This is a genomic window from Methylobacterium sp. PvP105 (genome assembly GCF_017876975.1).
GTDB classification, from domain to species: domain Bacteria; phylum Pseudomonadota; class Alphaproteobacteria; order Rhizobiales; family Beijerinckiaceae; genus Methylobacterium; species Methylobacterium radiotolerans.
Genome location: NZ_JAGIPA010000001.1, coordinates 1,384,951 through 1,409,334 on the forward strand (window position 1 = coordinate 1,384,951; position 24,384 = coordinate 1,409,334).

A 24,384-nucleotide genomic window follows, 5' to 3' on the forward strand; every position below is an offset into this window, starting at 1 on the left:
AGATAGGCGCGGGCGGGTTCCGAGTCAAGGCTGTCGCACCCCCGCGCGACGGTGCGATGACGCGCCGGCGGCTCCTTTCCCCCTCATGGATAACGCGCTCTCATGCTGAGCCTGCACGGACCCGAAGGCCCGGTGGCGCTGCAACCCGGCAGGCCGGTCGCGCGCGACACCGTGTGGCTCGACCTGAACGATCCCACGCCGGAAGAGGCCGCGGCGGTCGAGGCCGCGACCGGTCTGCGCGTGCCGTCCCGGGCGGCGCTCTCGGAAGTGGAGACGTCGAGCCGCCTGCGCCGGGTGAAGGGCGGGCTCTCGCTCTCGACGCCGATGATCACCTTCGAGCAGAGCGCGTCGCAGCTGAAGCCGCTGGGCTTCCTGCTGACCAAGGATCACCTCGTCACGATCCGCTTCCACGAGCTGCGCGCCTTCGAGACCTCCGCGAAGCGCATCGCGGACGGCGACGGCAGCACGACACCCAGCGAGATCTTCCTCGTCGTCCTGGAAGAGCTGGTCGACAGCCTCGCCGACGCCCTGGAAGACATGGGATCCGAGCTCGACACGCTCTCCACCCGCATCTTCGACTTCGACGTCCGCGGCGCAGAGCGGCGGCGCCTGGAGCGCCCCCCGCCCCGGCGCCGCGATCTCGCCCTGCGCCGGATTCTGCGCGGCATCAGCAACCGCGGGAAGGTTCTGGGAAAGATCCGGTCGAGCCTGCTCGGCCTCGAACGGATCATCCCGTTCGTCGCCGCGGCCTGCGACGGCCTCGGCCTGCCGGAGGATTCCCGCTTCGAGACGATCAAGCGGGACATCGAGTCCCTCGACGAGTTCGAGACGCGGCTCGCCGAGAACGTCCAGTTCCTGCTCGACGCCGCCCTCGGCCTCATCACGATCGAGCAGAACAACGTCTTCCGGGTCCTCACCGTAGTCTCGGTGGTCGGCGTCCCGCCGACGCTGATCGCGTCGATCTACGGCATGAACTTCAAGCACATGCCCGAGCTGGATTGGGCTCTCGGATATCCCTACGCGCTCGGCCTGATCCTCTTGAGCGCGGTCGCGCCGATCATATACTTCCGCATGCGGGGCTGGTTCTAATATTGACCGAAAAATTATAGCATTGGAAACACCACATCGCATCTCAGCCGCCGAGGGCGGCGCCGGTCCGGACACGAGCACAGAGCGGACACGGCGTCGCAAGCATTCGTTCGATCTTCGCCCGCGCTTAACCTGAACGAATTCCGAAATAAGCAATTCATTAACGATGCGGCGCTAGACCCGGCGCGGGGGAACGCGAGCGGGACCATGTTCAATCGTACTGTCTTCAACGAGGCCCAGGCCAAGATCGACGCCCTGGACCGCTCACTCGCGATCATCGAATTCTCGATGGACGGGACCGTCCTCCACGCGAACCAGAACTTCCTGCGGCTGATGAAGTACAGCCTCAGCGACGTCCAGAGCCGGCATCACCGCATCTTCGTGGACAAGAGCTATGCCGAGACCGCGGAGTACGCCGCGTTCTGGGACAAGCTCAAGGACGGTCAGTACGTCACGGGCGAGTTCCTGCGCCTCGACAAGGAGGGCGACTCGGTCTGGCTCGAGGCGACGTACAATCCCGTCCTCGACGCGCGGGGCAAGCCGATCAAGGTCGTAAAGTTCGCCGCGGACATCTCCGCGAAGAAGAAGGAGATCAATCGGCTCCTGACGATGATCGACAACGTACCGGTGGCCGTCATGACGGCCGACCTGAAGGACAACTTCAAGATCGACTACATGAACGCCACGTCGCGCAAGACGCTCGGCACGATCGACCAGCACCTGCCGGTCAGAGTCGACGACATGCTCGGCCGCTCCTTCGATATCTTCCACAAGAACCCGAGCCACCAGCGCACCATGCTGGCGGACGCGAGCCGGCTGCCGCACAGCACCAAGATCAGGGTCGGGCCAGAGACCCTCAACCTGCGGGTCACGGCGGTGAACGACGAGAAGGGGCAGTACCTCGGCCCGATGCTGACCTGGGCGGTGGTCACCGCGCAGGTGAACATGGAGACCGACGTCAAGCGCGTCGTGGAGGCCGTCGGCTCCGCCATCCAGGAGATGCAGAGCTCGGCCGAGGGCCTGATGCAGTCAGCCGAATCCGCGCGCCACAAGGCCTCGTCGGTCGCGTCGAGCTCCGAGCAGATGAACGGCGCGATCCAGGAAATTTCCGGCCAGGTCGGGCGGGTCTCGGAGCGCGCGCAGCAGATCGCCGCCCAGGCGGGGACGACCGACGCGACCATGCGCCAGCTCGCCGAGAACGCCCGCAAGGTCGACGCGGTGGTGAGCATGATCAAGTCGATCGCCGACCAGACCAACCTGCTGGCGCTGAACGCCACGATCGAGGCGGCCCGGGCCGGCGCCGCCGGACGCGGCTTCGCGGTCGTCGCCTCCGAGGTGAAGGCACTCGCCGAGCAGACGGCCAAGGCGACCGGCGAGATCACCCAGCAGGTCTCGGCGATCCAGAGCGCCACCGGCGACGCCGTGGGCGCCATCGAGATGATCACCGCGGCGGTGGACGAACTGTCCAAGCTTACCCTGGCGATGGCGAGCGCCGTCGAGGAGCAGGCGGTCTCGACCCACGAGATGGCGGGCAATATCGGCGGCGTTTCCGAGGCCGCCAACGCCACCGGTCAGCTGGCGCAGACGGTCCAGGGCATCGCCGAGAGCCTCGCCGGCCACTCGACGAGCCTGTCGGAGAGCGTGATCCGCTTCATGAAGACGGCCTGATCCGCGCGGCTCAATCCCGGGCGAGCTGCGCCCGGCCGATGGCGAAGACCCGCCCGTCTCCGAGGAGATGGGCGGTGAACCCGTCGGGGAACAGGCTCTCGATCGCCCTGTCGCGGACGTTCAGGCCGCCCGCGTAGGCTCCGAAGGCCGGCATGACGAGGCGGGTGCCGTCCGTGACGAAGCAGCGGCGGCGCACCGCCCGCCCGCGCATCGCCACCTTCCCGCAGGGATGGAGATGGCCCGCGATCTCACCGGGGACGGGCTCCGGGCTCGGCTCGTGGCGCAGGACGAGGCCGCCCAGCGTGAGCGCGTCGGCGTAACGGCCGCCCACGCCCTCGTTCACGGCCGCGTCGTGGTTGCCGGCGATCCAGACCCAGTCCCGCCCCTCCTGCAGGGCCGCCACCAGGGCGCGGTCGCCGGGCTCCATGCGCTCGGGACCGCGGGCGTCGTGGAAGGAATCGCCCAGCGCGACCACGCGGGCGGGATCGTGGCGCACCACCGCCTCGTGCAGGCAGGCGAGCGTCTCGCGGGTGTCGTAGGGCGGCAGGAACTGGCCGGAGCGGGCCGCGTAGGACGAGCCCTTCTCCAGATGGAGATCGGACACGATCAGCGTCCGGTGCTCCGGCAGCCAGAGGCCGCCGCAGAGGTCGAGCACCAGGGTCTCGCCCGCGAGAAGCAGGGTGGGGTGCTTGTGAGTCTTCTCGAGTCTCAGGCCGGCCGCCAAGATCGCATCCTCGGTGTCGTCGGGGGAGGGCGGATCGGCGGTCAGGACAGAGCCTCTTGGAGAAGCTCCGCCTCGGCCTCGGCCAGGATCTCGTCGGCGCCCTCGCCGTAGACCCGCTCGCGCCCGATCTCGAGCATCACGGACACGGAGAGCGGCGAGACCCGGTCGAGAGACCTGTGGATGATTCGCCCCTGGATGCGCTCTAGCATCATGCCGAGGCGCCTCACGTCGAGGAGTCCGGTTGCCGCATCCTGCCGCGCCGCCCGCAGCAGGAGGTGGTCGGGCTGGTGCTTGCGCAGCACGTCGTAGATCAGATCGGTCGAGATCGTGACCTGCCGGCCGGACTTCTTCTGACCCGGATGGTGGCGCTCGATCAGGCCGGCGATCACCGCGCACTGGCGGAACGTGCGCTTCATCATGGCGGATTCGTCGAGCCACGCCTCGAGGTCGTCGCCCAGCATGTCGACCGCGAACAGGTCGCCGATGAAGTCCGGATCGATCGCGGCGCGCTCCGAGACGTCGCGGGTCGACCAGATGGCGATGCCGTAATCGTTGGCCGCGAAGCCGAGGGGCCGCAGGCCGGCGCGCTCCAGGCGCCGGGTCAGCAGCATGCCCAGCGTCTGGTGGGCGAGGCGGCCCTCGAACGGGAAGGCGGTCAGGTAGAAGCGCTTGCCCCGCGGGAACGTCTCCACGAGGAGGTCGCGCTCGCCCGGCAGGACCGAGCGTCGGCGCTGCTGCAGCAGGTACTCGCCGATCTGCTTCGGCAGCCGGTCCCACGCGAACGGGTCGGCGATGAGCGCCCGGACCCGCGCGGCCAGGAAGGTCGAGAGCGGGAACTTTGCGCCCGCGTAGGACGGGATCGCCGGATCGGTGCCGGCCGGCGCGCGGGTGACGAGGCACTCGTCCTCGGAGAGCCCCTCGAACCGCAGGGTCTCGCCCGCGAACAGGAACGTGTCGCCGACGGTGAGCGTCTCGGCGAACTCGTCCTCGATCTCGCCGAGCACGCGGCCGGTCTTCGGCAACACCGTGCCGGGCTTGCCGCGCAGGGTCCGGCCGAGCCGGACCTTCACCCGCGCCGCCTCCACGATGGTGCCGACATTCATCCGGTAGGCCTGCGCGGTGCGGGCGTCGCGGACGCGCCAGAGCCCGTCCGGCCCGCGCAGGATCTTCGCGAACCGCTCGTAGGCGCGCAGCGCGTAGCCGCCGGTCGCGACGTAGTCGACGACCTGCTCGAACGCTTCCCAGGAGAGACCGGCGTAGGGCGCGGCCGAGACGATCTCGTCGTAGAGCTCGAGCGGGTCGAAGGCGTCGGCGCAGGCCATGCCGAGCACGTGCTGGGCGAGGACGTCGAGGGCGCCCTGGCGGGCGTCGGGCGTGTCCTGCGCGGCCTCCTCGACGGCGTCCAGCGCCGCCTGGCACTCCAGCATCTCGAAGCGGTTGCCCGGGACGAGGTAGGCCTTCGAGGGCTCGTCCATGCGGTGGTTGGCGCGGCCGATCCGCTGCATGATCCGGCTCGCCCCCTTCGGCGCGCCGACATTGACCACGAGGTCGACGTCGCCCCAGTCGATGCCGAGGTCGAGGGTTGCGGTGCAGACGATCGCGCGGAGCTGCCCTGCCGCCATGGCGGCCTCGACCCGGCGGCGCTGCTGGGCATCGAGCGAGCCGTGGTGGATCGCGATCGGCAGCGCGTCCTCGTTGAGCCGCCACAGCTCCTGGAACGTGTACTCGGCCTGAAGCCGGGTGTTCACGAAGACAAGCGTGGTCCGGTGTTCCTTGATGAGCTCGTAGATTGCCGGCATCGAGTGCCAGGCCGTGTGGCCGGAGATCGGCAGCGCCCGGCCGAGGTCGAGCATGCGAAGATCCGCCTTCGCGCCGCCGGCCACCGTGACGAGGTCGGCCATGGGCGTCTCGACGGGGGCCCTCTCCCGTGCGGGAGAAAGTCGCGAGGAGGCCGAGCCTCCTCCCGGAAGGCTCCGGCCCTCACCCTTTCCCACTCCTGCACCGGCACGGGGGTCCCCGTCATGTTCCGCAGCCGTATGACCCTCGTCGCGATGCGATCCCGGTTGCCCGCTCGCAGAGGGAGGAGGGGGGAGCGGCCCCTGCGGCACCAGGTACTTCCGCAGCTCGTCCGGCTCCCGCACCGTCGCGGAAAGCCCGATCGCCGCCAGTCCCGGGCTCAGCCGGTGCAACCGCGCCAGCGCCAGCGCCAGCAGGTCGCCGCGCTTCGAGGTGACCAGCGCGTGCAGCTCGTCGAGCACCACGCAGCGCAGTCCGGCAAAAAACTCAGCCGCCTCGCGGTGGGCGATCAGCAGGGCCAGCTGCTCGGGCGTGGTCAGAAGGATGTCCGGCGGCCGGCTGATCTGGCGGGTGCGCTTGTGGGCCGGCGTGTCACCGGTGCGGGTCTCGACGCGCACCGGCAGCGCCATCTCGGCGATCGGCGCGTCGAGGTTGCGGGCAATGTCCACCGCCAGCGCCTTCAGGGGCGAGACGTAGAGGGTGTGGAGGCCCGCCGCCTTCTTCTGCGGCCCGCGCTCGGCGAGGTCGACGAGACTCGGCAGGAAGCCGGCCAGCGTCTTGCCGGCCCCGGTCGGCGCCACCAGCAGCGCCGAGCGGCCGGCGCCGGCGATCCGCAGGAGATCGAGCTGGTGCGACCGGGGCGCCCAGCCGCGGCCCGCGAACCAGGCGCGGAATCCTTCCGGCAGGATCTCGGACGGGACGCTCAGGCGAGCGCCATCAGGAAGCGGTCGATCAGCTCCAGCGCCCGCTCGCTCATCGGGCTCGGGTAGCGGGCGAAGACATGGCAGCCGCCGGGATAGATCGCCGTGTGTCCGCCATTGCCGGCCGCGGCCCAGCGCGCCGACATGTACAGCGTGTCGTCGAGGAGGGGATCGGCGGTGCCGATGGTGAACAGGGCGGGCGGCAGGCCCTTCAGGTCGGCGTAGATCGGCGACACGTCCGGCCGGCGCCGGTCGATGCCCTCGCGGACGTAGCCGTCGGCGAACTTGGTCAGGTCGCGGGTGTTCACGACCAGCCGCTCCTCGCCCCAGTTCCGCACCGACGGGGTGAGGCCGAGATCGAAGAAGCCGGCGTTGAGGTTGGCGCCCCGGAAGGCCCGCGGGAGGTTGTGTTTGTCGCGCAGCCGCAGCAGCACCATCACGGCGAGGTGCGCGCCCACCGACTCGCCGCCGATGGTCAGGGCGTGGATGCCGAACTCGGTCTTCCCCGGACCGGCCAGCCACAGGGCCGCGGCCTCGCAGTCGAGCAGGGCCGCCGGATAGGGATGCTCGGGGGCGAGGCGATACTCGACCGACAGGGCGACGAAGCCGCAGGTGTCGGCGATGCGCTCCAGCCAGGGATCCTGCTCGTCGGCGGAGCCCCAGACCCAGCCGCCGCGGTGAATGTGCAGGTAGGCGCCGCGCAGCTTCACGCCGGGCTTGGGCCGGACCACGCGGAGCTTGAGCGGACCGCCCGGCCCGTCGATCGTCAGCCACTCCGCCCGGGCGCTGTGCGGCATGGCGGGGGCCGCCTTGGTGCCCAGACGGCGGCGCTCGCGAACCTCGGCGATCGGCAGCGACCAGGGATCGGGCAGCGCGGCGTGCGCCGCGACGATCTCGGCATTGAGCCGGAGCGTCTCGGGATCGATCGTCGCCGGGTCGAACAGGGCGTGGTCGATCATCGTGCGTATGGTCCCGTCGGCACTCAGAGCCTCTCACACCAATCCCGATTCCCGGGAGTTCTCCCTTTGGTCGAGGCCGCGCCGCGCGAGTCGCGCGTCGCAATCCACCCCGTCCCGCATCTTGGCGCGCGCGACGCCGCTTGCCATGTGCACGGCGCGCGAGAAACCCGCCAACGCCTGATCCGCGCTCGGGTTTCGAAGCGGTGTGGTGTGCCGGCCACGGTTCCGCCCGCTTCGTCGCCGATCCGAGGGCCCTGAGGCTTCACGAGGACGCAATGCTCGTCGATCACGACCGGCGCCGGCAAGGCTATCAGCAGGGCGCCCCGCCGAACGCCCCCTACGGCGCGGAGGGCTACCGGTCCCATCCCTCCGCGCTGCGGCGGTTCCTCGGCGGCTCGCCCGCCGGCGTGTTCCTGCGGCTGCTGTTCCTGTCGGTGCTGGTCGGCGCCTTCATGTCGATGCTCGGCCTGACGCCGGGGCGGCTGTTCTGGCACGTCTACGATTCGGCGCGGGCGCTGGTGGAGGTCGGGCTCGCCTCGCTCCACGATTTCGGCGGCTGGATCGTCGCCGGGGCGATCGTGGTCGTACCGCTCTGGCTGATCGCGCGCCTCTTCGCCGTCTCCCGCTGACGGAGTCGGGGGCCGATCCGACACGGTCGCGCCCCGACGGCCCGGCGCGCCGTGGGTTCGGGCAGATCGGCCGCCCGCCATCGCAACCCGCCGATGCGATCACCCCGCTTTGCGCGGAGGGCTCGGCTTCTTAGCGTGCGGCATGATGCACACCGTCGCCAGCTCGGCCCGCTCGACGAACCGCCGCGTCCTGGCCCTGGCGCTGCCCATGACGATCGCCAACGTCACGACGCCGATGCTCGGCTTCGTCGGCGCGGCGGTGATCGGGCGGCTCGGCGACGCGGCGCTGCTCGGCGCCATCGCCCTCGGCGCCGTGATCTTCGACGCGATCTTCTGGTCGTTCGGGGCGCTCCGCATGGCGACCGCCGGCCTGACCGCGCAGGCGGTCGGCGGACGGGACGACGCCGAGGTCGACCGCATCCTGGCGCGGGCGCTGGCGGCGGGCGCCCTGATCGGCCTCGTCCTGGTGGCCCTGCAAGGCCCTCTCGCGCAGCTCGCCTTCGCGATCAGCGGGGCGAGCGCGGCAGTCATCGCCGGTCTCGCGACGTACTTCCACATTCGCATCCTGTCAGCGCCCTTCGTGCTGGCGAGCTACGGCGTGCTCGGCTCGGTCCTGGGGCGCGGGCGCACCGATCTCGGCCTGCTGCTGCAGATCGCCATCAACCTGACCAACGTCGCGCTGACGCTCACCCTGGTCCTGGGCTTCGGCCTGGGCCTCGCCGGCGCGGCGCTGGCGACCCTCGGCGCCGAGGCGCTCGGGCTCGGCCTCGGGCTGACCCTCCTGGCGCGGCTCGGCTCCCGGCCCTTCCGGGTGCCGCTGCGCGACCTCCGCGACGCCGCGGCGCTGCGCCGGACGCTCAGCGTCAACGGCGACGTCATCCTGCGGACGCTCGCGCTGATCACCGGCATCGTGCTGTTCTCGGCGCTCGGCGCCCGGCAGGGCGACGTGGTCCTGGCCGCGAACTCGGTCCTGTGGAATCTCTTCCTGATCGGCGGCTTCTTCCTCGACGGCTTCGCCACGGCGGCCGAGACCCTGTGCGGCCAGGCCGTCGGCGCCCGGGACCGGGAGGCGTTCGACGCGGCCGCCGCCCTGAGCCTGCGCTGGTGCCTCGGCTTCGGCCTCGCGGTCAGCCTGGTGTCTCTGGCGGGCGGCCCGGCCTTCATCGATGCCGTGACCACGAACGGTCCGGTCCGCGAGGCGGCCCAGTCCTACCTCGTCCTCGCCGCCCTGGCGCCGCTCGCCGCCGCGGCGCCCTTCGCGTATGACGGGATCTATATCGGCGCGACCTGGACGCGGGCGATGCGCAACCTCATGGTGTGCGCGCTCGCCGCCTACTGCGCGATCCTCGCGCTGGTCGAGAGCCTGGGCTTCGGCAATACCGGGCTGTGGCTCGCCTTCGTGAGCTTCCTGGGCGCCCGCGGCCTCGGGCAGGCGATCGCCTTCCCGCGCCTCGCCCGGGACACGTTCCGGACGCCCGCCCCGGCCGCCCTCGAACCGGCAGCCTAGGCGACAGCCGCGCGCGGCCTCGAGGCCTGCTAGCGCGGGTCCTTCCAGGTGGTGGGCTGGGCCGGCGGCGCGGCGCGGGCCACGGAGCCCGTCGTCCGCGGCACGACCGCCTCCGCGCGCCGCGGATAGGAGCGGCGCGGCGCGGCGTAGCGGCGGCCCCGGCGGACGTGGCGGCGCCCGCGCTCCGTCGAGTTCCCGACGAAGCCGCCGACCACGGCCCCCGCGACGGCGCCGATCGGCCCGCCGACCAGCGCCCCGGCGACCGCGCCGGAGCCGACGCCGAGGGTGGTCCGGCTCTGGGCCCGGGCCGCCTCGGGTGCAGCCAATGTCCCGAGCAAGGCGAGGGTGACCAAGGCTTTGCGCATCGTAGAGATCCCGGACTCCGAGAATTGGTTTCGGTCGGCCTTTAAGCGGCGGAACATGACCAAACCGGGGCTTCGATCTGCGGAGAGACGGCGCGGTATCAAACAGCGCGGGGACTCACCCGCCCCGACCTTTAGGGTGTGGCGCGACCGGGTTCGTGCTTTAGGGTGCAGCGCAACGACGGGAGGCCGCGCGACGGCCCAGGAGGGAGAAGCCGATGGCCACGACGACCGATCTGCGCCTGCGCCGGAGCGTGCTGTACATGCCCGGCTCGAACCAGCGGGCGCTCGACAAGGCCAAGACCCTGCCGGTGGACAGCATCATCCTCGACCTCGAGGACGCCGTCGGCCCTGAGGAGAAGGACATCGCCCGCGAGCAGGTCTGCGCCGCGGTGAAGAGCGGCGCTTATGGCAGCCGCGAGCTGGTCATCCGGGTCAACGCCCCACAGACCCCGTGGGGCGAGGCGGATCTCCACGCCGCCATCGAGGCCAAGCCCGACGCGATCCTGATGCCGAAGGTCTCGTCCCCGGCCGTGCTGGAGAGCATCGCCGACCGGCTCGAATCCCTCGACGCGCCGGACGGCATCGCGATCTGGGCGATGATCGAGACCCCGGCCTCGATCCTCAACATCCAGGAGATCGCCCGGGCGAAGCGCGACCCGCGCAACCGCCTGACCTGCCTCGTCCTCGGCACCAACGACCTCGCCAAGGACACCTGGGCCAAGATCGTCCCCGGCCGCGTGCCGATGCTGCCCTGGATGATGATGGCGCTGGCCGCAGCCCGGGCGGAGGGGCTCGCGATCCTCGACGGCGTCTACAACGACATTGCCGACACGGAGGGCTGCCGCGACGAGTGCCGGCAGGCGCGCGACCTCGGCTTCGACGGCAAGACCCTGATCCACCCGACGCAGCTGGAGCCGGCCAACACGTCCTTCGCCCCCACCGAGGAGGAGGTGCGCCGCGCCAAGCTGGTGATCGAGGCGTTCGAGCGCCCGGAATACGCCAAGCGCGGCGCGATCAAGCTGGAGGGCCGGCTCTACGAGCGGCAGCATCTCGGCGTGAACCGCCGGGCGGTCACCTGGGCCGAGGCCATCAGGGCGAAGGGGTTCTGAGCGCGGCTCCGTCCGATGTCGGCTAACCCCCGACCCTGCGAGCGGGGCGAGGCCATCCAGCAGCGCCACGCTCTGCGGCATCGCGCTGCCCAGGTCACTGCGCTACGCGCGCGATGACGCCGGAGGCGACGGCACCGAAGCTCGTGAACCGGAGGTCGTGTAGCGCGTCCGCTGCGTGCGCCCGTCGCGCGCCGTGACGGCGACGAGCCCGGCCTCCTCCAGGCCCGAGAGGGCGCGCAGCACGAGGGCGTGCTCCACCCCGAAGGTGCGGGCGAAGGCGCGGCTGTCGCCCGGAAGGCCGAGGTCCAGCGCCGCCAGGAGGCCCGCCGCCAGCGGGTCGAGATCCGGCCGGGCGGCCGAGACCCGGTCGAGGGCGGCGACGAACGCCGCCTCGTCGAGCCCCCCGCTCACGCCGCCGCGCGCGCCTGCAGGGTGACCAGAACCGACTTGGAGGTCGGCGTGTCGCTCTTCTCGCCGGAGGTCGAGAGCGGCACCAGCACGTTCAGCTCCGGGTAGTAGCCAGCCAGGGCGCCCCGCGGCATGTCGAACGGCACGAGGCGGAAATCCTCCGCCCGGCGGGTGATGCCGTCGTCGTGCGTGCCGACGACGTCGACCCGATCGCCGAGCCGGTCGCGGATCTCCGCGAGGTCGTCCGGGTGGGCGAAGATCACGCGGCGCTCGCCGTAGACGCCACGGTAGCGGTCATCCAGGCCGTAGATCGTCGTGTTGTACTGGTCGTGGCTGCGGAAGGTCTGCAACACGTAGGTGTCGCGGGTCTTCCGGGCGGCCTGATGCTCGGTCTCGGTCGGGAGGGCGTCGGCCGAGAAGTTGGCCCGGCCCGTGACCGTCTCGAACACCCGCTCGGCGGCGAGGTTGCGCAGCATGAAGCCGCGCGGCTTGCGCACCCGGGTGTTGTAGCCGGTGAAGCCCGGGATCGTGGCGGCGATCGCCTCGCGGATCCGGTCGTAATCGGCGGCGAACCCGGCCCAGTCGATGGCGGCGGAGCCGACGGTGGCCTGCGCCATGCCGGCGATGATGGCGATCTCGGAGCGCAGCTCCTTCGAGGCCGGCTTGTTGATGCCGCCCGACCCGTGGACCATGCTCATCGAATCCTCGACGGTCACGATCTGGATCTTGCCCTCGGCGCCCCGGTCGATCTCGGTGCGGCCGAGGCAGGGGAGCAGGTAGCCGACCGCGCCGGGCACGAGATGGGCGTGGTTGAGCTTGGTGGCGATGTGCACGGTGAGCCGGCACGAGGCCAGCGCCTGCGCCACGACCGGCGTGTCGGGCGTCGCCCGGAGGAAGTTGCCGCCGAGCCCGATGAAGGCCTTCGACGTGCCGTCCCGCATGGCGCGGATCGCCGCCAGGACGTTGTGGCCGTGCCGGCGCGGCATGGCGAGCCCGAAATGGCGCTCCAGGGAATCCAGGAAGGCGGCGGAGGGGCGCTCGTTGATGCCGACCGTGCGGTCGCCCTGCACGTTGGAATGGCCGCGCACCGGGCAAAGGCCCGCGCCGGGCCGGCCGATATGGCCGCGCAGGAACAGCAGGTTGGCGATCTCCCGGATCGTCGCCACCGAGTGCCGGTGCTGAGTCACGCCCATGGCCCATGTGGCGATGACCCGCTGGGCGCCGAGATAGACGTCCGCCATCGCGGCGATCTCGTCCATGGTCAGGCCCGACTGATCGAGGATCGCGTCCCAGGACGTCGCCTCGACGGCGGCGCGATACGCGTCGAGCCCGGCGGTGTGGTGCTCCAGGAAGGCGCGGTCGAGGAGCGAGGGCCGGCCGGCCGCGAGCGCCTCGGCGTCGCGCGCGAACACGACCTTGGCGATGCCCCGGAAGGCCGCCATGTCGCCGCCCGAGCGCGGCTGCAGGTAGTGGCTGGCGATGGGTCGGCTGGCGCCGCGCAGCATCTCGACGGTGTTCTGCGGGTCGGCGAACCGCTCCAGGCCGCGCTCGCGGACCGGGTTCAGGACCACCACCTTGGCGCCGCGCTCAGCTGCCCGGCGCAGGTCGCCGAGCATCCGCGGATGGTTGGTGCCGGGATTCTGGCCGACGCAGAAGATCGCGTCCGCCTTCTCGAAATCCTCCAGCAGGACCGTGCCCTTGCCGATGCCGATGGCGTCGATCAGCGCGACGCCGCTCGCCTCGTGGCACATGTTCGAGCAGTCGGGGAAGTTGTTGGTCCCGTAGGCGCGGGCGAAGAGCTGGTACAGGTACGCCGCCTCGTTGGAGGCCCGGCCCGACGTGTAGAACTCGGCCTGGTCCGGATGGTCGAGCCCCCGCAGAGTCGCGCCGATCTCCGCGAAAGCCTCGTCCCAGCCAACCGGCAGGTAGCGGTCGCTCGCCGCGTCGTAGCGCATCGGATGCGTGAGGCGGCCCTGGCCCTCCAGGGCGTAGTCGCTCCAGCCGCGCAGCTCGGTCAGGGTGTGCTTGGCGAAGAAGGACGGTGTCGTGCGCTTGTCGGTGGCCTCCCAGGAGACCGCCTTCACGCCATTCTCGCAGAACTCGAAGGACGAGCCGTGCTCCGGGTCGCCCCAGGCGCAGCCGGGGCAGTCGAACCCGTCGGGCTGGTTCGCCTTCAGCAGCGCGCGGGCGCCGGTGAGGGGGGCGCGGCTGCCGAGCAGGTGCTTGCCGCAGCTCTTCAGAGCACCCCAGCCGCCGGCGGCGGAGGAGCGCTTGGTGGACCCTTCAGACTGGGCCATGAACCGTCCTGGATTGGCTGACGCGATGTGTCTCGCAACCGCGAGATAAGCGTCTCTCCAGGTCTCTCACAACGGCGTGCCGGCGCAGGCCCCTCATGCACGGGGCACAGGCTAAGCTCCCGCTGTGCAAAGCCTTTCTAAACTGCCCCCGCAAAAAATTTGTCTGCCCGGTCCCGTTCACGCGCGCCATGGCCGGCGACGCGATCCGCGGCGGTGCGAGACCGGCTGCACCGCGCCGCGGCCGCTCAATCTCCGCGGGCCAGATCGGCGGCGTCGCGCCCGACGGCGTGCCGGAGAGAGGCGACACCGGCCTCGCTCATGCGCCGCAGGAGCCCGTCCTTGATGCGCCCGACCAGGCCCGGCCCCTCGTAGACCAAGGCCGAGTAGAGCTGCACGAGGCTCGCGCCGGCCCGGATCTTGGTCCAGGCCGCCTCGGCCGAATCCACACCGCCGACCCCGATGAGCGGCAGCGCGTCCCCGACGCGCAGGCGCGTCTGGGCGAGCATGCGCGTCGCCGGGCCGAAGAGCGGCCGCCCCGAGAGGCCGCCGGTCTCCCGCGCGAGACCCTGCTCGCGCAGGCTCGCCGGCCGGGCCACCGTGGTGTTGGAGACGACGAGGGCCTGGACCCCGCGCCGCTGCGCCGTCGCGCAGACCGCGTCGAGGGCGTCCAGCGCCATGTCGGGGGCGATCTTGAGGAGGATCGCCGCGCCGGCACCCGCCGCGTCCCGGGCCTCGACCGTGCGGGCGAGCAGCTCGTCGAGGAAGGCCTCACCCTGGAGGTCGCGCAGGCCCGGCGTGTTGGGCGAGGAGACGTTGACCGTGACGAAGTCGACGAGCGGGGCCAGGGTGGCGGTGCAGGCGGCGTAGTCGGCGAGGCGGTCGGCGGAGTCCTTGTTCGCGCCGATGTTGACGCCGACGATCCCGGGCCGGCCCTTCCGGACGCGGAGCCTGTCGGCCACCACCTGCAGCCCCTCGCTGTTGAGGCCGAAGCGGTTGATCACGGCGCGGTCGGCGGCGAGGCGGAACACCCGCGGCCGGGGGTTGCCGGGCTGGGGCCGCGGGACGACCCCGCCGACCTCGACGAAGCCGAAGCCGAGGCCCAGCAGCGCGTCGGGCACGCGCGCGCCCTTGTCGAATCCGGCCGCGAGGCCGACCGGGTTGGGGAAGCGGCGGCCCAGCAGGTCGACGGCGAGGCGCGGGTCGTCCGCCGGCCGGGGGCCGGCGGGCAGGAGCGCCAGGGCGCGGAGCGTCAGGTCGTGCGCGCGCTCCGCGTCGAGGCGGTGGAGCAGCGGCCGGACGAGGGGGAAGGCGGCGGCGATCATGCCGGCAGGATCCCGGCCGGGAAGGCGTGCCGCCCGTCGGCGTCCAGCGGCATTTCGTCCACCGCGACCACGGCGGAGAGCGGCAGCGGGCCGTAGAGGTGCGGGAACAGGTCGCCGCCGCGCGACGGCTCGTAGCGCAGGCCGTCGCCCAGCGCGCCGGCCTCGACCGCGACGAGGAGCAGGTCGTCCTGGCCGGCGAAGTGACGGGCCGCCGTCTCGGCGACCTGGGCGGCCGTGGAGAAGTGGATGAAGCCGTCCTGGTGATCGACCGGCGCGCCCGTGAACCGGCCCGCGGCCTCGGCCTCGCGCCACAGGGCGCGCGGACAGATCTTGTAGATGAGCGGCATCGAAGCTCCCCCGAAACGACGCTGCGATAGAGGCGCCCGGCCGCGGCGGCAACCGCGCCGCGCCGCGCGTGATTCGAGGAGCGATTGCAATCTGCCGCCCGTAGTTCTACTTTCCTACGACTAGGCTGGACGTCACACTGCCCTGTCCGGACCGGCAGAGCGGATCCGGAAAGCAAATTGTCAAGTATCTCCGCGCGTACCCGGCGGGTGTCGAACGGACCCGGCGGGCGAACCGTCTCCGTGCCTCCGAGGCAGCCGGATTCCGGCTGGTGAGACGGGGGTGCCGGCCCGCTCAGGGTGAGCTTCCGAGCCCGCTATGCTGTCGCACGAGCAGATCTGGAACGCCATCGACCGGCTCGCCGAGCGCCACGGCTACTCGGCCTCGGGCCTCGCCCGCCGTGCCGGCCTCGACGCGACCAGCTTCAACCGGTCGAAGCGCGTGGGCGCCGACGGCCGCAAGCGCTGGCCGTCCACCGAATCCGTGTCGAAGGTCCTGGCCGCCACCGGATCGAGCCTCGACGAGTTCCTGCGGCTCATCGAGGCGCGCGAAATCCCCGCTCGCACGATGGTCCCGCTGATCGGCCTGACGCAGGCCGGGGCCGGCCGCCTGTTCACCGACGAGGGCATGCCCACCGGCGGCGCCGGCTGGGAGGAGATCGAGTTTCCGGATCTCGGCGAGGAGCGGGCCTTCGCGCTGGAGATCCAGGGCGATTCCATGCTGCCGCTGTTCCGGGACGGCGACGTTCTGATCGTGTCGCCCACGGCCAGCGTCCGCAAGGGCGATCGCGTCGTTGTCCGTTTGCACGGCGGCGAGGTCCTGGCCAAGGAGCTGCGGCGGCGCACCGCCCGGACCGTGGAACTGGCCTCCCTGAACCCCGAGCACGAGGACCGGGTCCTGAACCTCGGCGAGGTGGCCTGGATGGCGCGGGTGATGTGGGTGCGCCAGTAGGCGGTGCCCGGACGGGTCACGGTGGTTCGGCGCTTGGCCGTGAGGCCGTTCATCGCTATCGCTGGCCCGTCGCGGACCTTCCGCATCCGCTGAGCGCGAACGCAGCATGGCGCAGCCCGGGACGGATCACAGCGCGGCCGAAGCCGCGCCGCTCGCGGACGAGGCCCGCACGCTCCTGGACGCGCTGCCGACGCCCAGCCTCCTGCTCGATCCGCAGGGCCGTGTCCGCCACGCCAATCCCGCCCTGGAGGAGCTCGCCGGCTACTCGGCGGAGCGACTCGTGGCGCAGGGGCTCGACCTAATCCTGGCGCAGCGCACGGCGCCGCTGGATCCCGCCGGCGCCGAGCCTCAGGATTTCCTGGCGGCTCGCGCGGACGGGACGAGCTTCTGGGCCCGCCTGGAGACCGCGCCCCTGCCCGGAACCCCGTTCCGGATCGGCCAGATCCGCGACGAGACGGCCCGGCGGGAGGCGGAGGGCGCGCTCGCGCTCTCCCGCCAGCGCGAGGCCCTGGGGCTCCTGACCAACAGCGTCGCCCACGAGTTCAACAACTTCCTGCAGATCCTGATCGGCTACATCGACGGCCTCAAGCGGCGGCTCGGGGACCGGCAGGAGCCGTTCGTCCAGCGGGCGATCGCCCGCTCGGCCGACGCCACCGAGCGCGCGGCGATCCTGACCCGGCACCTGCTCGCCTATTCCCGCCGCATCGCGCCCGACGTCCGGTCGGTCGACCTCGACGCCATCGTGGCCGACCTCGCCGGGCGCCTCGAACCCGACCTGCCGCCCGGCATCCGCCTCACTGTGGCGGCGACGCCGGGCCTGCCGCGGGCGATCAGCAATCCGACGCAGATCGAGTTCGCCCTGCGTCATCTCGTCGCCAATGCCTGCGAAGCCATGCCGTCGGGCGGGACCCTGACCCTGTCGACCTTCCGGGTAGATCCCGGCGACCGGTCCCTGCAGCAGCCGGGCCAGGGCAGCGTCGGGATCGCGGTGGGCGACACCGGGCAGGGCATGTCCCCCGAGATGCTCGCCCGGGCCCTCGCACCGTTCCAGACCAGCCACGAGGCGGGGCGCGGCGCGGGCCTCGCGATCGTGCACGGGCTGATGAAGCGGCAGAACGGGACCATCACCCTCGACAGCCGGAGCGGGGAGGGGACGCAGGTCCGCCTGTCCTTCCCGGCCGCGCCCGAGCGCACGCTCCACTAGAGCCGCGCCGTCCCGGAGAGCGGCCTCGGCGAGAGCGTCGTCCGGGCGGCGCGACGATCCGGTGGAAAACGTCGTTCGGGCGACGGCGGGCTGGACTAAAACCGCCGCCCGACCGTTCCCATATCGTCACTGGCGCTCCGCGCCATCCGGTTCTCGTCCTCTGAGGCGTGTACATGTTTACTGAGATTTCGCGCCGCCGGCGTGTGGCCGCCCTCCTGGCGCTGGCCGCTGCGCTGACCGTCGCGGCGCCCGTCGCGGAAGCCCGTCCGGGCGGCGGTGGGTCCTTCGGGTCCCGCGGCTCGCGCACCTACACGGCGCCCTCCGCCACGCCGACCGCTCCGGGCGGCGGCATGACGATGCAGCGCTCTCAGACCGCGCCGTCGCCCGGCATGGGCAGCCCGGGCATGCAGGCTCCGGCCGCGCAGGGTCGCCGTTTCGGCGGCGGGTTCTTCGCGGGCCTGCTCGGCGCCGGCCTGATCGGCGCGCTGCTCGGCGGCGGCTTCTTCGGCGGCCTCGGCGGCCTCGCCTCGATGATCGGCCTGCTGTTCCAGGTCGGGCTCGTCGTGCTGGTGGTGATGCTGGCCCTGCGGTTCTTCCGCCGCCGGAACGAGCCGGCCGGCGCCGGCGCGCCCTACGCCCGCACGTCGCTCGACGATCAGCCGGGCGCCCGCGGCCCGATGGGCGGCGCTCCGGGCGGCCCCGCCGCCGGCGGCATGTTCGGCGGTGGGCAGCGCCCGCCGCAGACGCGCCCGGTGCAGATCGGACCGGCCGATTACCAAGCCTTCGAGCGCCTGCTCGGCGACATTCAGGACGCCTATTCCCGCGAGGATCGGGTGACCCTGGGCAACCTGTCGACGCCCGAGATGGTCGGCTACTTCGACGAGGAGCTGCGCGGCAACGCGGCCCGCGGCGTAGTGAACAAGATCTCGGACGTGAAGCTGCTGCAGGGCGACCTCGCGGAGGCCTGGGGCGAGGACCGCACCGACTACGCGACCGTGGCCATGCGCTACGCCCTCAAGGACGTGATGATCGAGCGGTCGAGCGGCCGCGTCGTCTCCACGGACTCGTCCGAGGCGACGGAGCTCTGGACGTTCCTGCGCCAGCCCGGCCGCGGCTGGGTGCTCTCGGCGATCCAGCAGACCCGGTGATCCGATCGCGCTCCGGCCTTCGGGCCGGAGTCACGATGCTCATTCAGGCCGGCGTCCCCACCGGGGCGCCGGCCTTTCTGTGCGCGTCCCACCGATTGGCGAGATCGACGAAGCCCGCCACCGGGATCTCCTCGGCCCGCGCGGTCTCGGACAGGCCGGCGGCGGCCAGCAGGTCGCCGGCCGCGGGGGTCAAGGCCTTGAGGCTCTGGCGCAGCATCTTCCGGCGCTGGCCGAAGGCCGCGCGGGTGACGGCCTCGAGCGCGCCGGCGCGGCACGGCAGGGGCTGGGCGCGGGGCACCAGCCGAACCACGCTCGACGTGACCTTCGGCGGCGGCACGAAAGCCGAGGGGCTGACGTCGAACAGGATCTCGGCCTCCGTGCGCCAGCCGCACAGGACGCCGAGCCGGCCGTAATCGGCCCGCTCCTCCGGGCCGGCGACGATCCGCTCGGCCACCTCCCGCTGGAACATCAGCACGGCCTGATCCCACCAGGGCGGCCAGGCCTCCCCGTCGAGCCAGCCGGTGAGCAGGGCCGTGCCGACATTGTAGGGCAGATTGGCGACGATCCGCGCCGGGGCGTCGCCCACCAGCGGCCGCGGATCGAAGGCGAGGGCGTCGGCGTCGACCACCTCGAGGCGTCCCGGATAGTGGGCGGCGATCTCGGCGAGCGCCGGGAGCGCCCGCGGGTCGCGCTCGATCGCCACCACGCGGGCGGCCCCCTCGGCGAGGAGCGCGCGCGTGAGGCCGCCGGGTCCCGGACCGACCTCCACCACCGTCACGCCCGCGAGGGGACCGGCGGCCCGGGCGATCCGCCCGGTCAGGTTGAGGTCGTAGAGGAAGTTCTGGCCGAGCGCCTTCTTCGGCTCCAGGCCGTGGCGGGCGACCACCTCGCGCAGCGGCGGAAGCCCGTCCCCGGCGCTCATGCTGGGTCCCTCACAGCTCGTCCTCGGGATCGAAATGGCGGGCCCCCGCAGGGCGCGGCCGGCCGGCATAGACGCTGAACGGGATGATCTCGGCCCCGCCGGGGGCCTCGTCCTGCGCCGCCGCGTTGGCGGCCAGCCGGTCGGCGAGGCGCAGGGCCGCCACGAGGCTGTCGGGCCGGGCGACGCCCTTACCGGCGATGTCAAAGGCCGTGCCGTGGTCCGGGGAGGTGCGCACGAACGGCAGGCCGAGGGTGACGTTCACGCCGTCGTCGAACGCGATCGTCTTGATCGGGATGAGGGCCTGGTCGTGCGTCGGTGCGAGGGCGACGTCGTAGGTCTCACGGGCGCGGGCGTGGAACAGGGTGTCGGCGGGGAGTGGCCCGCGGATGTCTATGCCCCGCGCCCGCAGCCGTGCCACCGCGGGGGCGAGGACGTCGCGGTCCTCGTGGCCGATCGTCCCGGCCTCGCCCGCGTGCGGGTTCAGACCCGCGAGGACGAGGCGCGGCTCGGGCAGGCCGAACCGCTCTCGCAGGTCGCGGGCGACGATCGCGGCGGTCTCCTCGACGAGCTCCTGGGTGAGCAGGTCCGGCACGTCCTTCAGCGGGACGTGGATCGTCACCGGCACCACCGAGAGGTCTGCGCTCCAGATCATCATCACCGGCCGGGGCGGCGTCACGCCGGGCGGCACCGCGAGGGCGGCCAGGAACTCGGTGTGGCCGGGATGGGCGAAGCCCGTCCGGGTCAGCACGAACTTGGCGATCGGGTTGGTCACCACCGCGCCCGCGCGCCCGGCCTTCACGAACTCCACCGCCGCGGTGATCGACTCGATGGTCGCGCCGGCATTCACCGAATCGGGTACGCCCGGCTCGGCGGCGACGCGGGCGCCGCTCGGCAGGGGCACCACGGGGAGCGCGCGCGGGAACACCTCGGCGGCGGTCTCGGGATCCACCTCCGCCACCGGCACGGGGCGGTCGAGGCGGTGAGCGAGGCGCTCGACGAAGTCCGGGTCGGCCACCAGGAAGAAGGGCGGCAGCGGATCTGCGCCGCCCCGACCGAGCCACGCGCTGAGCGCCAGCTCCGGACCGATGCCGGCGGGATCTCCGAGGGTGAGGGCGAGGGGCGGCATGGGCGCTCTATAGCGCCCGCGCGGCGCGGGCGCATCCTCGGCAGAGCGCGGCCGTGCGCGGAGCCGGATCCCGCCGCCCGGCGCGCGATGGGACCGCGACGGACGCGGCGCCGAAACGGAGCGCCGCCGGTCCCGGTTCCTCACCGCACCGAGGCGATGCCGTCCGCGGTGGTGGCGGTGCCGACGTTCTGGCGCAGGTCGGCCTCACCCAGCGTCTTCAGCTCGACCCGCAGCAGCACCGTCTGGTTGCGCTCGCGCACGCCCGTCGCGGTGGCGATCGGCGAGTTGATGTAGTTCAGCGAGACGGTGGTGCACTCATCCTGGTAGCCGCCGCCGAAGCTCGCGCCCGACAGGTAGAAGCGGCCCGGGTTCTGGTAGATCGGCACCGTCCCGATCGGGTTCGCCAGGTACGAGGTCAGCGCGTCCGTGTAGGTGTTGCGCACGTCGAGGTAGTGGGTCAGGTCGACGAGCAGCGAGCCCGACACGAACCAGTTCGGCGTGATGTTGTAGGTCGCGGTGGCGGTGATGCCCTCGCGGTAGTGGCTGTAGCCCAGCAGCGGCTGCGCCTCGTAGTACGAGTAGAAGGCCGAGACGGTGAGCGGCAGGAACGGCGCGAACCGCGCCGTCGCGCCGGTCTCGAACCGCGCCACGTGGAAGTCGGACTGGTTGAACCGGGCCCGGCTGATGAACGTGATGTTCTGGTTCGGCGAGACCTGGAAGCGGCCGACGAAGTCCGACCGCTGCGTCTCGAGCCCGGAATCCAGGCCGACATTGGCGATGTCGCCCCGGCGGAACGAGTTGACGCCCGCGAGCTGGATGGACTCGCCGAACAGGACGTTCGCGTACCAGCCCGACGGCGTCACGACGGAGTACTGGCCGCCGAGGTTGGTGCGCACGCCGCCCTCGACCCGGTCGTAGCCCGAGAACTTGTCCCACTCGAACAGCGAGGTGTCGTCGAAGACGAGGCTCTGCGCGTCCTCGTTCGGCAGGCGGCCGATCCGGGTCTCGGACGGGCGCGCGATGATCTGGCCGATCGGCTCCAGGGTGTGGACGCCGAGCGCGCCGAAATTGGCGACGAACGGGTAGCGGTAGTCGAGGCCGATCGCCGGCATGACCCGGCCGGCGAAGCCGTCGTCGATCTTCGCCACCTGCGGCGCGAGGTCGTTCTGGTACCCGGAGAAGCTCGGGTTGGTGAAGAACGCGTCGGTGCGCAGGTACGCGAACGGCGTGAACTTCTGGCCCCAGTCGTCGATGAAGCTGCGGCGCCAGGACAGCTCCGCGGAGGCGCGGGTGTTGGTGCCGGCAAGCCCGTCGATGGCGCACAGGCCGCGCTGGAAGACCGTGCAGGTCTGGTAAAGCGGGAAGCTGACGCCGTTGACGCTCGGCGAGAACAGGTAGCTCGAGGTCCGCGGCAGGCCCTGGTACTGGGTCGTCTCGCGGGTCAGGCTGGTGATGTTCGCCTGGAAGCGCACCTCGCCGCCGATCTCCGAAGGGCCGTTGACCCGCTTGTCGTAGTCGATCACCGGCGCGACGATCGGCTGCTGCTTCTGCCAATCGAAGCTCGACAGGCCCTTGAAGTAGTAGCCCCGGGCCTCGAACCACGAGCGGTCGCCCTGGCCGATCAGGAAGGCGGTCGAGGTCGCCTCGCGGAAATAGTCCGTGGTGATGTTCTGGTTGCGGATCCGGTAATTGTCGAGGAACCACTTGTCGGTCACGCCGACAAGGTCCCAGCCCGTGCGCCAGCGCGGGTTGATGTAGAACCGGCCCTGCGATTCGACCGAGCCGCGGAAGTCCCGCTCGCCGGCGCCGAGCGGGCTCGGGAGGAAGGCCGAGGGCGTCGTCTGCGAGATGCCCGACAGGCGGATGTTGTAGAAGCCGTTGTCGATCCGCTGGCGGAACTCGCCCTGCGCGAGCAGGCCCTGGCGGCTGAGCAGGGTCGGCGTCAGCGTCAGGTCGTAGCTCGGCGCGAGGTTGATGAAGTACGGGAGCGACACGCCGTTGCCGAGCGCGGTCGTCGTGACGAAGCGCGGCGTCAGGAAGCCGGTCTTGCGCTTCACCGTCGGGTCCGGCGCCTCGAAATACGGCAGGTAGGCCACCGGGATGCCGGCGATCTCGAGCGTCGAATCGTCGAAGTAGACCGTGTGGGTCTCGTTGTCGTGGATGATCTTCTTCGCCTTGATCTGCCACAGCGGCGGCGTCTCAGGGTTGTCCTTGCACGGCTCGCAGGCCGTGTAGCTGCCGGACTCGAAGCTGGTCTGCTCGCCGTTCAGGCGCTCGGCCCGCGGCGCGGAGAACCGGGTGCGCACCGTCTCGAACTTGCGCTGGACGGTCTGCTGGCCGCGGAAAGCGTCGACGAAGCCGGTCTTGAAGTCGTCGGTGAGTTCCATGCGCGCGCCGGTCACGACGCCGCCGTCGGCCTCGGTGAGGCGGACATTGCCCTCAGCGAAGACCCGGCCGGAATTCCGGTCGTAGCGCACGCGGTCGGCCTGCAGGGTCCGCGGGCCGTAATGCAGCTCGGCGTTGCCCCGCGCCGTCACTGTGCCGCGGTCGTTGTCGTAGATCAGCTCGTCGGCCTCGACGAGCAGCTTGTCGCCGGGCTTGCCGGCCGCGACGGCGGGCAGGCCCTGGGCATGGGCGGACAGGCCACCCGCCAGCGGCGCGGCGAGCGCCAGCGCGGCCCGGAAACCAGCCTTCCGCAGGATGTCGGCGACCTTACGCAACGCGCGTCCCAACCCCTGTGACGTCTGCCGCCACCAACCTCAACACCCGTCTCCCGTCCCGCGAAGGATCGCGGAAGTCAGCCGTCTTCCTGGTACAGAAGCGTGAGCGTACCGAGAAGACTGCCTACCACGGCCGGGAACCAGGCCGCCACCGGTGCGGCGACGAGTCCGGACGCTCCGAGCCCCTCCATGACCTGTCGGACCACGTAGAGAGCGAAGCCGGCCGCGACGCCACCGAGGACGAGTTTACCGACCCCACCAAAGCGGAAGAACCGTAAGGAAACGGTTGCGGCGACGATGACCATGGCCACGAACAGCACCGGCCGCGCCCACAGGACGTCGTACTGGAGACGGTAGCGGGTGGCGTCCAAACCGGCCCGCTCGGTCCGCGCGATGGTTGTGGGAAGTTGCCAGAAAGGCACAGATTCCGGGGGGGTGAAGCGCTGCCGGACCTGCCCGGGGTCGAGGTTCGAGGCGATCAGATACGTGTCGAACGACTCGGGCGGTGCGTCCGGTGTGAGAACGCGCACATCGGAGAGCTCCCAGTAGCCGTCGTGGAGCATGGCGCGGGCCGCGACGAGCTGCTCGGCGAACTTCCCGGCCGCGTCGAAGGTGAAGACCGATACTCCCGCCAGGGTGGTCGTACCTTCGACGGCGGTCTCGGCGCGGAGGATCGCCTCGCCGTCGAGGCCCTTCTGCCGGATCCACAGGTCCTTGCCCGAACTCGCCTTGGTGGATTTGGCGAAGATCTTCGCCTCGATCTCGGTGGAGCGCTGCTTCAGCATCGCCGAGACCGGGTTGTAGACGCCGACCGCCAGGGCGCCGAGGGCGAGGGCCACGAAGAGGCCGGGCTGCAGGAACTGCCAGGCCGAGATCCCGGCCGCGCGGGCGACCACCAGCTCCAGCTTGCGCGACAGCTGGAGCAGGGCCGCCATGGAGCCGAACAGGACCGCGAAGGGGAGCACGCCCTCCGCCACCGCGGGGGTGCGGTAGAGCGAGAGCTGCGCCATCAGGCCCGCGGACGCGCCCTGGGCCTCGCCGGCGCGGCGGAGCAGCTCGACGAAGTCGAGGGTGTAGACCAGCGCGAACACGGTGACGAAGACGCCGAGCACCGTGCGGAGGAAGCGGGCGGCGAAGTACCGCCCGAGGGTGGGGCCGATCAGCATCATCGGAA

20 protein-coding genes are annotated in these 24,384 nt (G+C 71.5%); 8 read left to right on the plus strand and 12 right to left on the minus strand.

Annotation, left to right across the window (positions count from 1 at the left end; genetic code table 11):
• The first annotated feature begins 102 nt into the window (after window positions 1–102).
• A complete protein-coding gene (locus tag J3A75_RS06610) occupies window positions 103–1,089 on the plus strand; it encodes a CorA family divalent cation transporter (RefSeq protein ID WP_029358410.1) in 987 nt (328 codons plus the stop codon).
• A 207-nt stretch (window positions 1,090–1,296) separates the two neighbouring features.
• Window positions 1,297–2,757, plus strand: a complete 1,461-nt coding sequence (locus J3A75_RS06615) for a methyl-accepting chemotaxis protein (RefSeq protein WP_024831083.1) — start codon at window positions 1,297–1,299, stop codon at window positions 2,755–2,757.
• A gap of 10 nt (window positions 2,758–2,767) precedes the next feature.
• On the opposite strand, the gene pdeM is transcribed toward J3A75_RS06615, so the two are convergent.
• The 3 genes from pdeM to J3A75_RS06630 are packed head-to-tail and all read right to left on the minus strand — an operon-like array spanning window position 2,768 to window position 7,157.
• Window positions 2,768–3,481, minus strand: a complete 714-nt coding sequence (pdeM, locus tag J3A75_RS06620; protein WP_024831082.1) for a ligase-associated DNA damage response endonuclease PdeM — start codon at window positions 3,479–3,481, stop codon at window positions 2,768–2,770.
• A gap of 41 nt (window positions 3,482–3,522) precedes the next feature.
• A complete protein-coding gene (locus tag J3A75_RS06625; protein ID WP_209650909.1) occupies window positions 3,523–6,204 on the minus strand; it encodes a ligase-associated DNA damage response DEXH box helicase in 2,682 nt (893 codons plus the stop codon).
• The gene (locus J3A75_RS06630; protein ID WP_012317547.1) at window positions 6,201–7,157 is read right to left on the minus strand and encodes an alpha/beta hydrolase; all 957 of its coding nucleotides are present in this window, start codon (window positions 7,155–7,157) and stop codon (window positions 6,201–6,203) included. Before J3A75_RS06630 ends, J3A75_RS06625 begins: the two co-directional genes overlap by 4 nt.
• Before the next feature lie 275 nt (window positions 7,158–7,432).
• Here J3A75_RS06630 and J3A75_RS06635 point away from each other — a divergent pair, with 275 nt between their 5' ends.
• Both J3A75_RS06635 and J3A75_RS06640 read left to right on the plus strand, forming a co-directional pair.
• Window positions 7,433–7,786, plus strand: a complete 354-nt coding sequence (locus tag J3A75_RS06635; RefSeq protein WP_012317548.1) for a DUF6460 domain-containing protein — start codon at window positions 7,433–7,435, stop codon at window positions 7,784–7,786.
• Between the two features lie 142 nt (window positions 7,787–7,928).
• Complete coding sequence (locus tag J3A75_RS06640; protein WP_209649833.1) at window positions 7,929–9,293, plus strand: MATE family efflux transporter; 1,365 nt, start codon at window positions 7,929–7,931, stop codon at window positions 9,291–9,293.
• Between the two features lie 29 nt (window positions 9,294–9,322).
• On the opposite strand, the gene J3A75_RS06645 is transcribed toward J3A75_RS06640, so the two are convergent.
• Window positions 9,323–9,658 (minus strand): hypothetical protein, encoded by a 336-nt coding sequence (locus tag J3A75_RS06645; protein ID WP_209649835.1) that lies wholly within the window; start codon window positions 9,656–9,658, stop codon window positions 9,323–9,325.
• 215 nt (window positions 9,659–9,873) lie between these two features.
• Here J3A75_RS06645 and J3A75_RS06650 point away from each other — a divergent pair, with 215 nt between their 5' ends.
• Window positions 9,874–10,767: an HpcH/HpaI aldolase/citrate lyase family protein gene (locus J3A75_RS06650; protein WP_012317551.1), complete on the plus strand. Its 894-nt coding sequence runs from the start codon at window positions 9,874–9,876 to the stop codon at window positions 10,765–10,767.
• Between the two features lie 102 nt (window positions 10,768–10,869).
• Here J3A75_RS06650 and J3A75_RS06655 read toward each other — a convergent pair whose 3' ends face one another.
• The 4 genes from J3A75_RS06655 to J3A75_RS06670 all read right to left on the minus strand — a co-directional run bounded on the left by J3A75_RS06655 (window position 10,870) and on the right by J3A75_RS06670 (window position 15,141).
• Window positions 10,870–11,178: a hypothetical protein gene (locus J3A75_RS06655; RefSeq protein ID WP_012317552.1), complete on the minus strand. Its 309-nt coding sequence runs from the start codon at window positions 11,176–11,178 to the stop codon at window positions 10,870–10,872.
• Window positions 11,175–13,472 (minus strand): FdhF/YdeP family oxidoreductase, encoded by a 2,298-nt coding sequence (locus J3A75_RS06660; protein WP_209649837.1) that lies wholly within the window; start codon window positions 13,470–13,472, stop codon window positions 11,175–11,177. The genes J3A75_RS06655 and J3A75_RS06660 overlap by 4 nt, the downstream gene beginning before the upstream one ends.
• Window positions 13,473–13,717: 245 nt before the next feature.
• Window positions 13,718–14,794 carry a quinone-dependent dihydroorotate dehydrogenase gene (locus J3A75_RS06665; protein ID WP_043073109.1) on the minus strand — a complete coding sequence of 359 codons (1,077 nt, stop codon included), beginning with the start codon at window positions 14,792–14,794 and terminating at the stop codon, window positions 13,718–13,720.
• Window positions 14,791–15,141, minus strand: coding sequence for a DUF952 domain-containing protein (locus J3A75_RS06670; RefSeq protein ID WP_024831074.1), 351 nt, complete (start codon window positions 15,139–15,141; stop codon window positions 14,791–14,793). The genes J3A75_RS06665 and J3A75_RS06670 overlap by 4 nt, the downstream gene beginning before the upstream one ends.
• Before the next feature lie 316 nt (window positions 15,142–15,457).
• On the opposite strand from J3A75_RS06670, the gene J3A75_RS06675 reads away from it, so the two are divergent.
• The 3 genes from J3A75_RS06675 to J3A75_RS06685 all read left to right on the plus strand — a co-directional run bounded on the left by J3A75_RS06675 (window position 15,458) and on the right by J3A75_RS06685 (window position 18,442).
• The gene (locus J3A75_RS06675) at window positions 15,458–16,090 is read left to right on the plus strand and encodes a helix-turn-helix transcriptional regulator (protein ID WP_012317556.1); all 633 of its coding nucleotides are present in this window, start codon (window positions 15,458–15,460) and stop codon (window positions 16,088–16,090) included.
• 106 nt (window positions 16,091–16,196) lie between these two features.
• Window positions 16,197–17,294: a two-component system sensor histidine kinase NtrB gene (locus J3A75_RS06680; RefSeq protein WP_024831073.1), complete on the plus strand. Its 1,098-nt coding sequence runs from the start codon at window positions 16,197–16,199 to the stop codon at window positions 17,292–17,294.
• A gap of 173 nt (window positions 17,295–17,467) precedes the next feature.
• Window positions 17,468–18,442 carry a TIM44-like domain-containing protein gene (locus J3A75_RS06685; protein ID WP_029358422.1) on the plus strand — a complete coding sequence of 325 codons (975 nt, stop codon included), beginning with the start codon at window positions 17,468–17,470 and terminating at the stop codon, window positions 18,440–18,442.
• A gap of 43 nt (window positions 18,443–18,485) precedes the next feature.
• Here J3A75_RS06685 and rsmA read toward each other — a convergent pair whose 3' ends face one another.
• The 4 genes from rsmA to lptG all read right to left on the minus strand — a co-directional run bounded on the left by rsmA (window position 18,486) and on the right by lptG (window position 24,376).
• The gene (gene rsmA, locus J3A75_RS06690; RefSeq protein ID WP_012317559.1) at window positions 18,486–19,364 is read right to left on the minus strand and encodes a 16S rRNA (adenine(1518)-N(6)/adenine(1519)-N(6))-dimethyltransferase RsmA; all 879 of its coding nucleotides are present in this window, start codon (window positions 19,362–19,364) and stop codon (window positions 18,486–18,488) included.
• 10 nt (window positions 19,365–19,374) lie between these two features.
• Complete coding sequence (gene pdxA / locus J3A75_RS06695; protein WP_209649840.1) at window positions 19,375–20,490, minus strand: 4-hydroxythreonine-4-phosphate dehydrogenase PdxA; 1,116 nt, start codon at window positions 20,488–20,490, stop codon at window positions 19,375–19,377.
• A 140-nt stretch (window positions 20,491–20,630) separates the two neighbouring features.
• Complete coding sequence (locus tag J3A75_RS06700; protein ID WP_076729400.1) at window positions 20,631–23,210, minus strand: LPS-assembly protein LptD; 2,580 nt, start codon at window positions 23,208–23,210, stop codon at window positions 20,631–20,633.
• Window positions 23,211–23,287: 77 nt separating this feature from the next.
• A complete protein-coding gene (lptG, locus tag J3A75_RS06705; protein WP_024831071.1) occupies window positions 23,288–24,376 on the minus strand; it encodes an LPS export ABC transporter permease LptG in 1,089 nt (362 codons plus the stop codon).
• Between the last annotated feature and the right edge of the window lie 8 nt (window positions 24,377–24,384).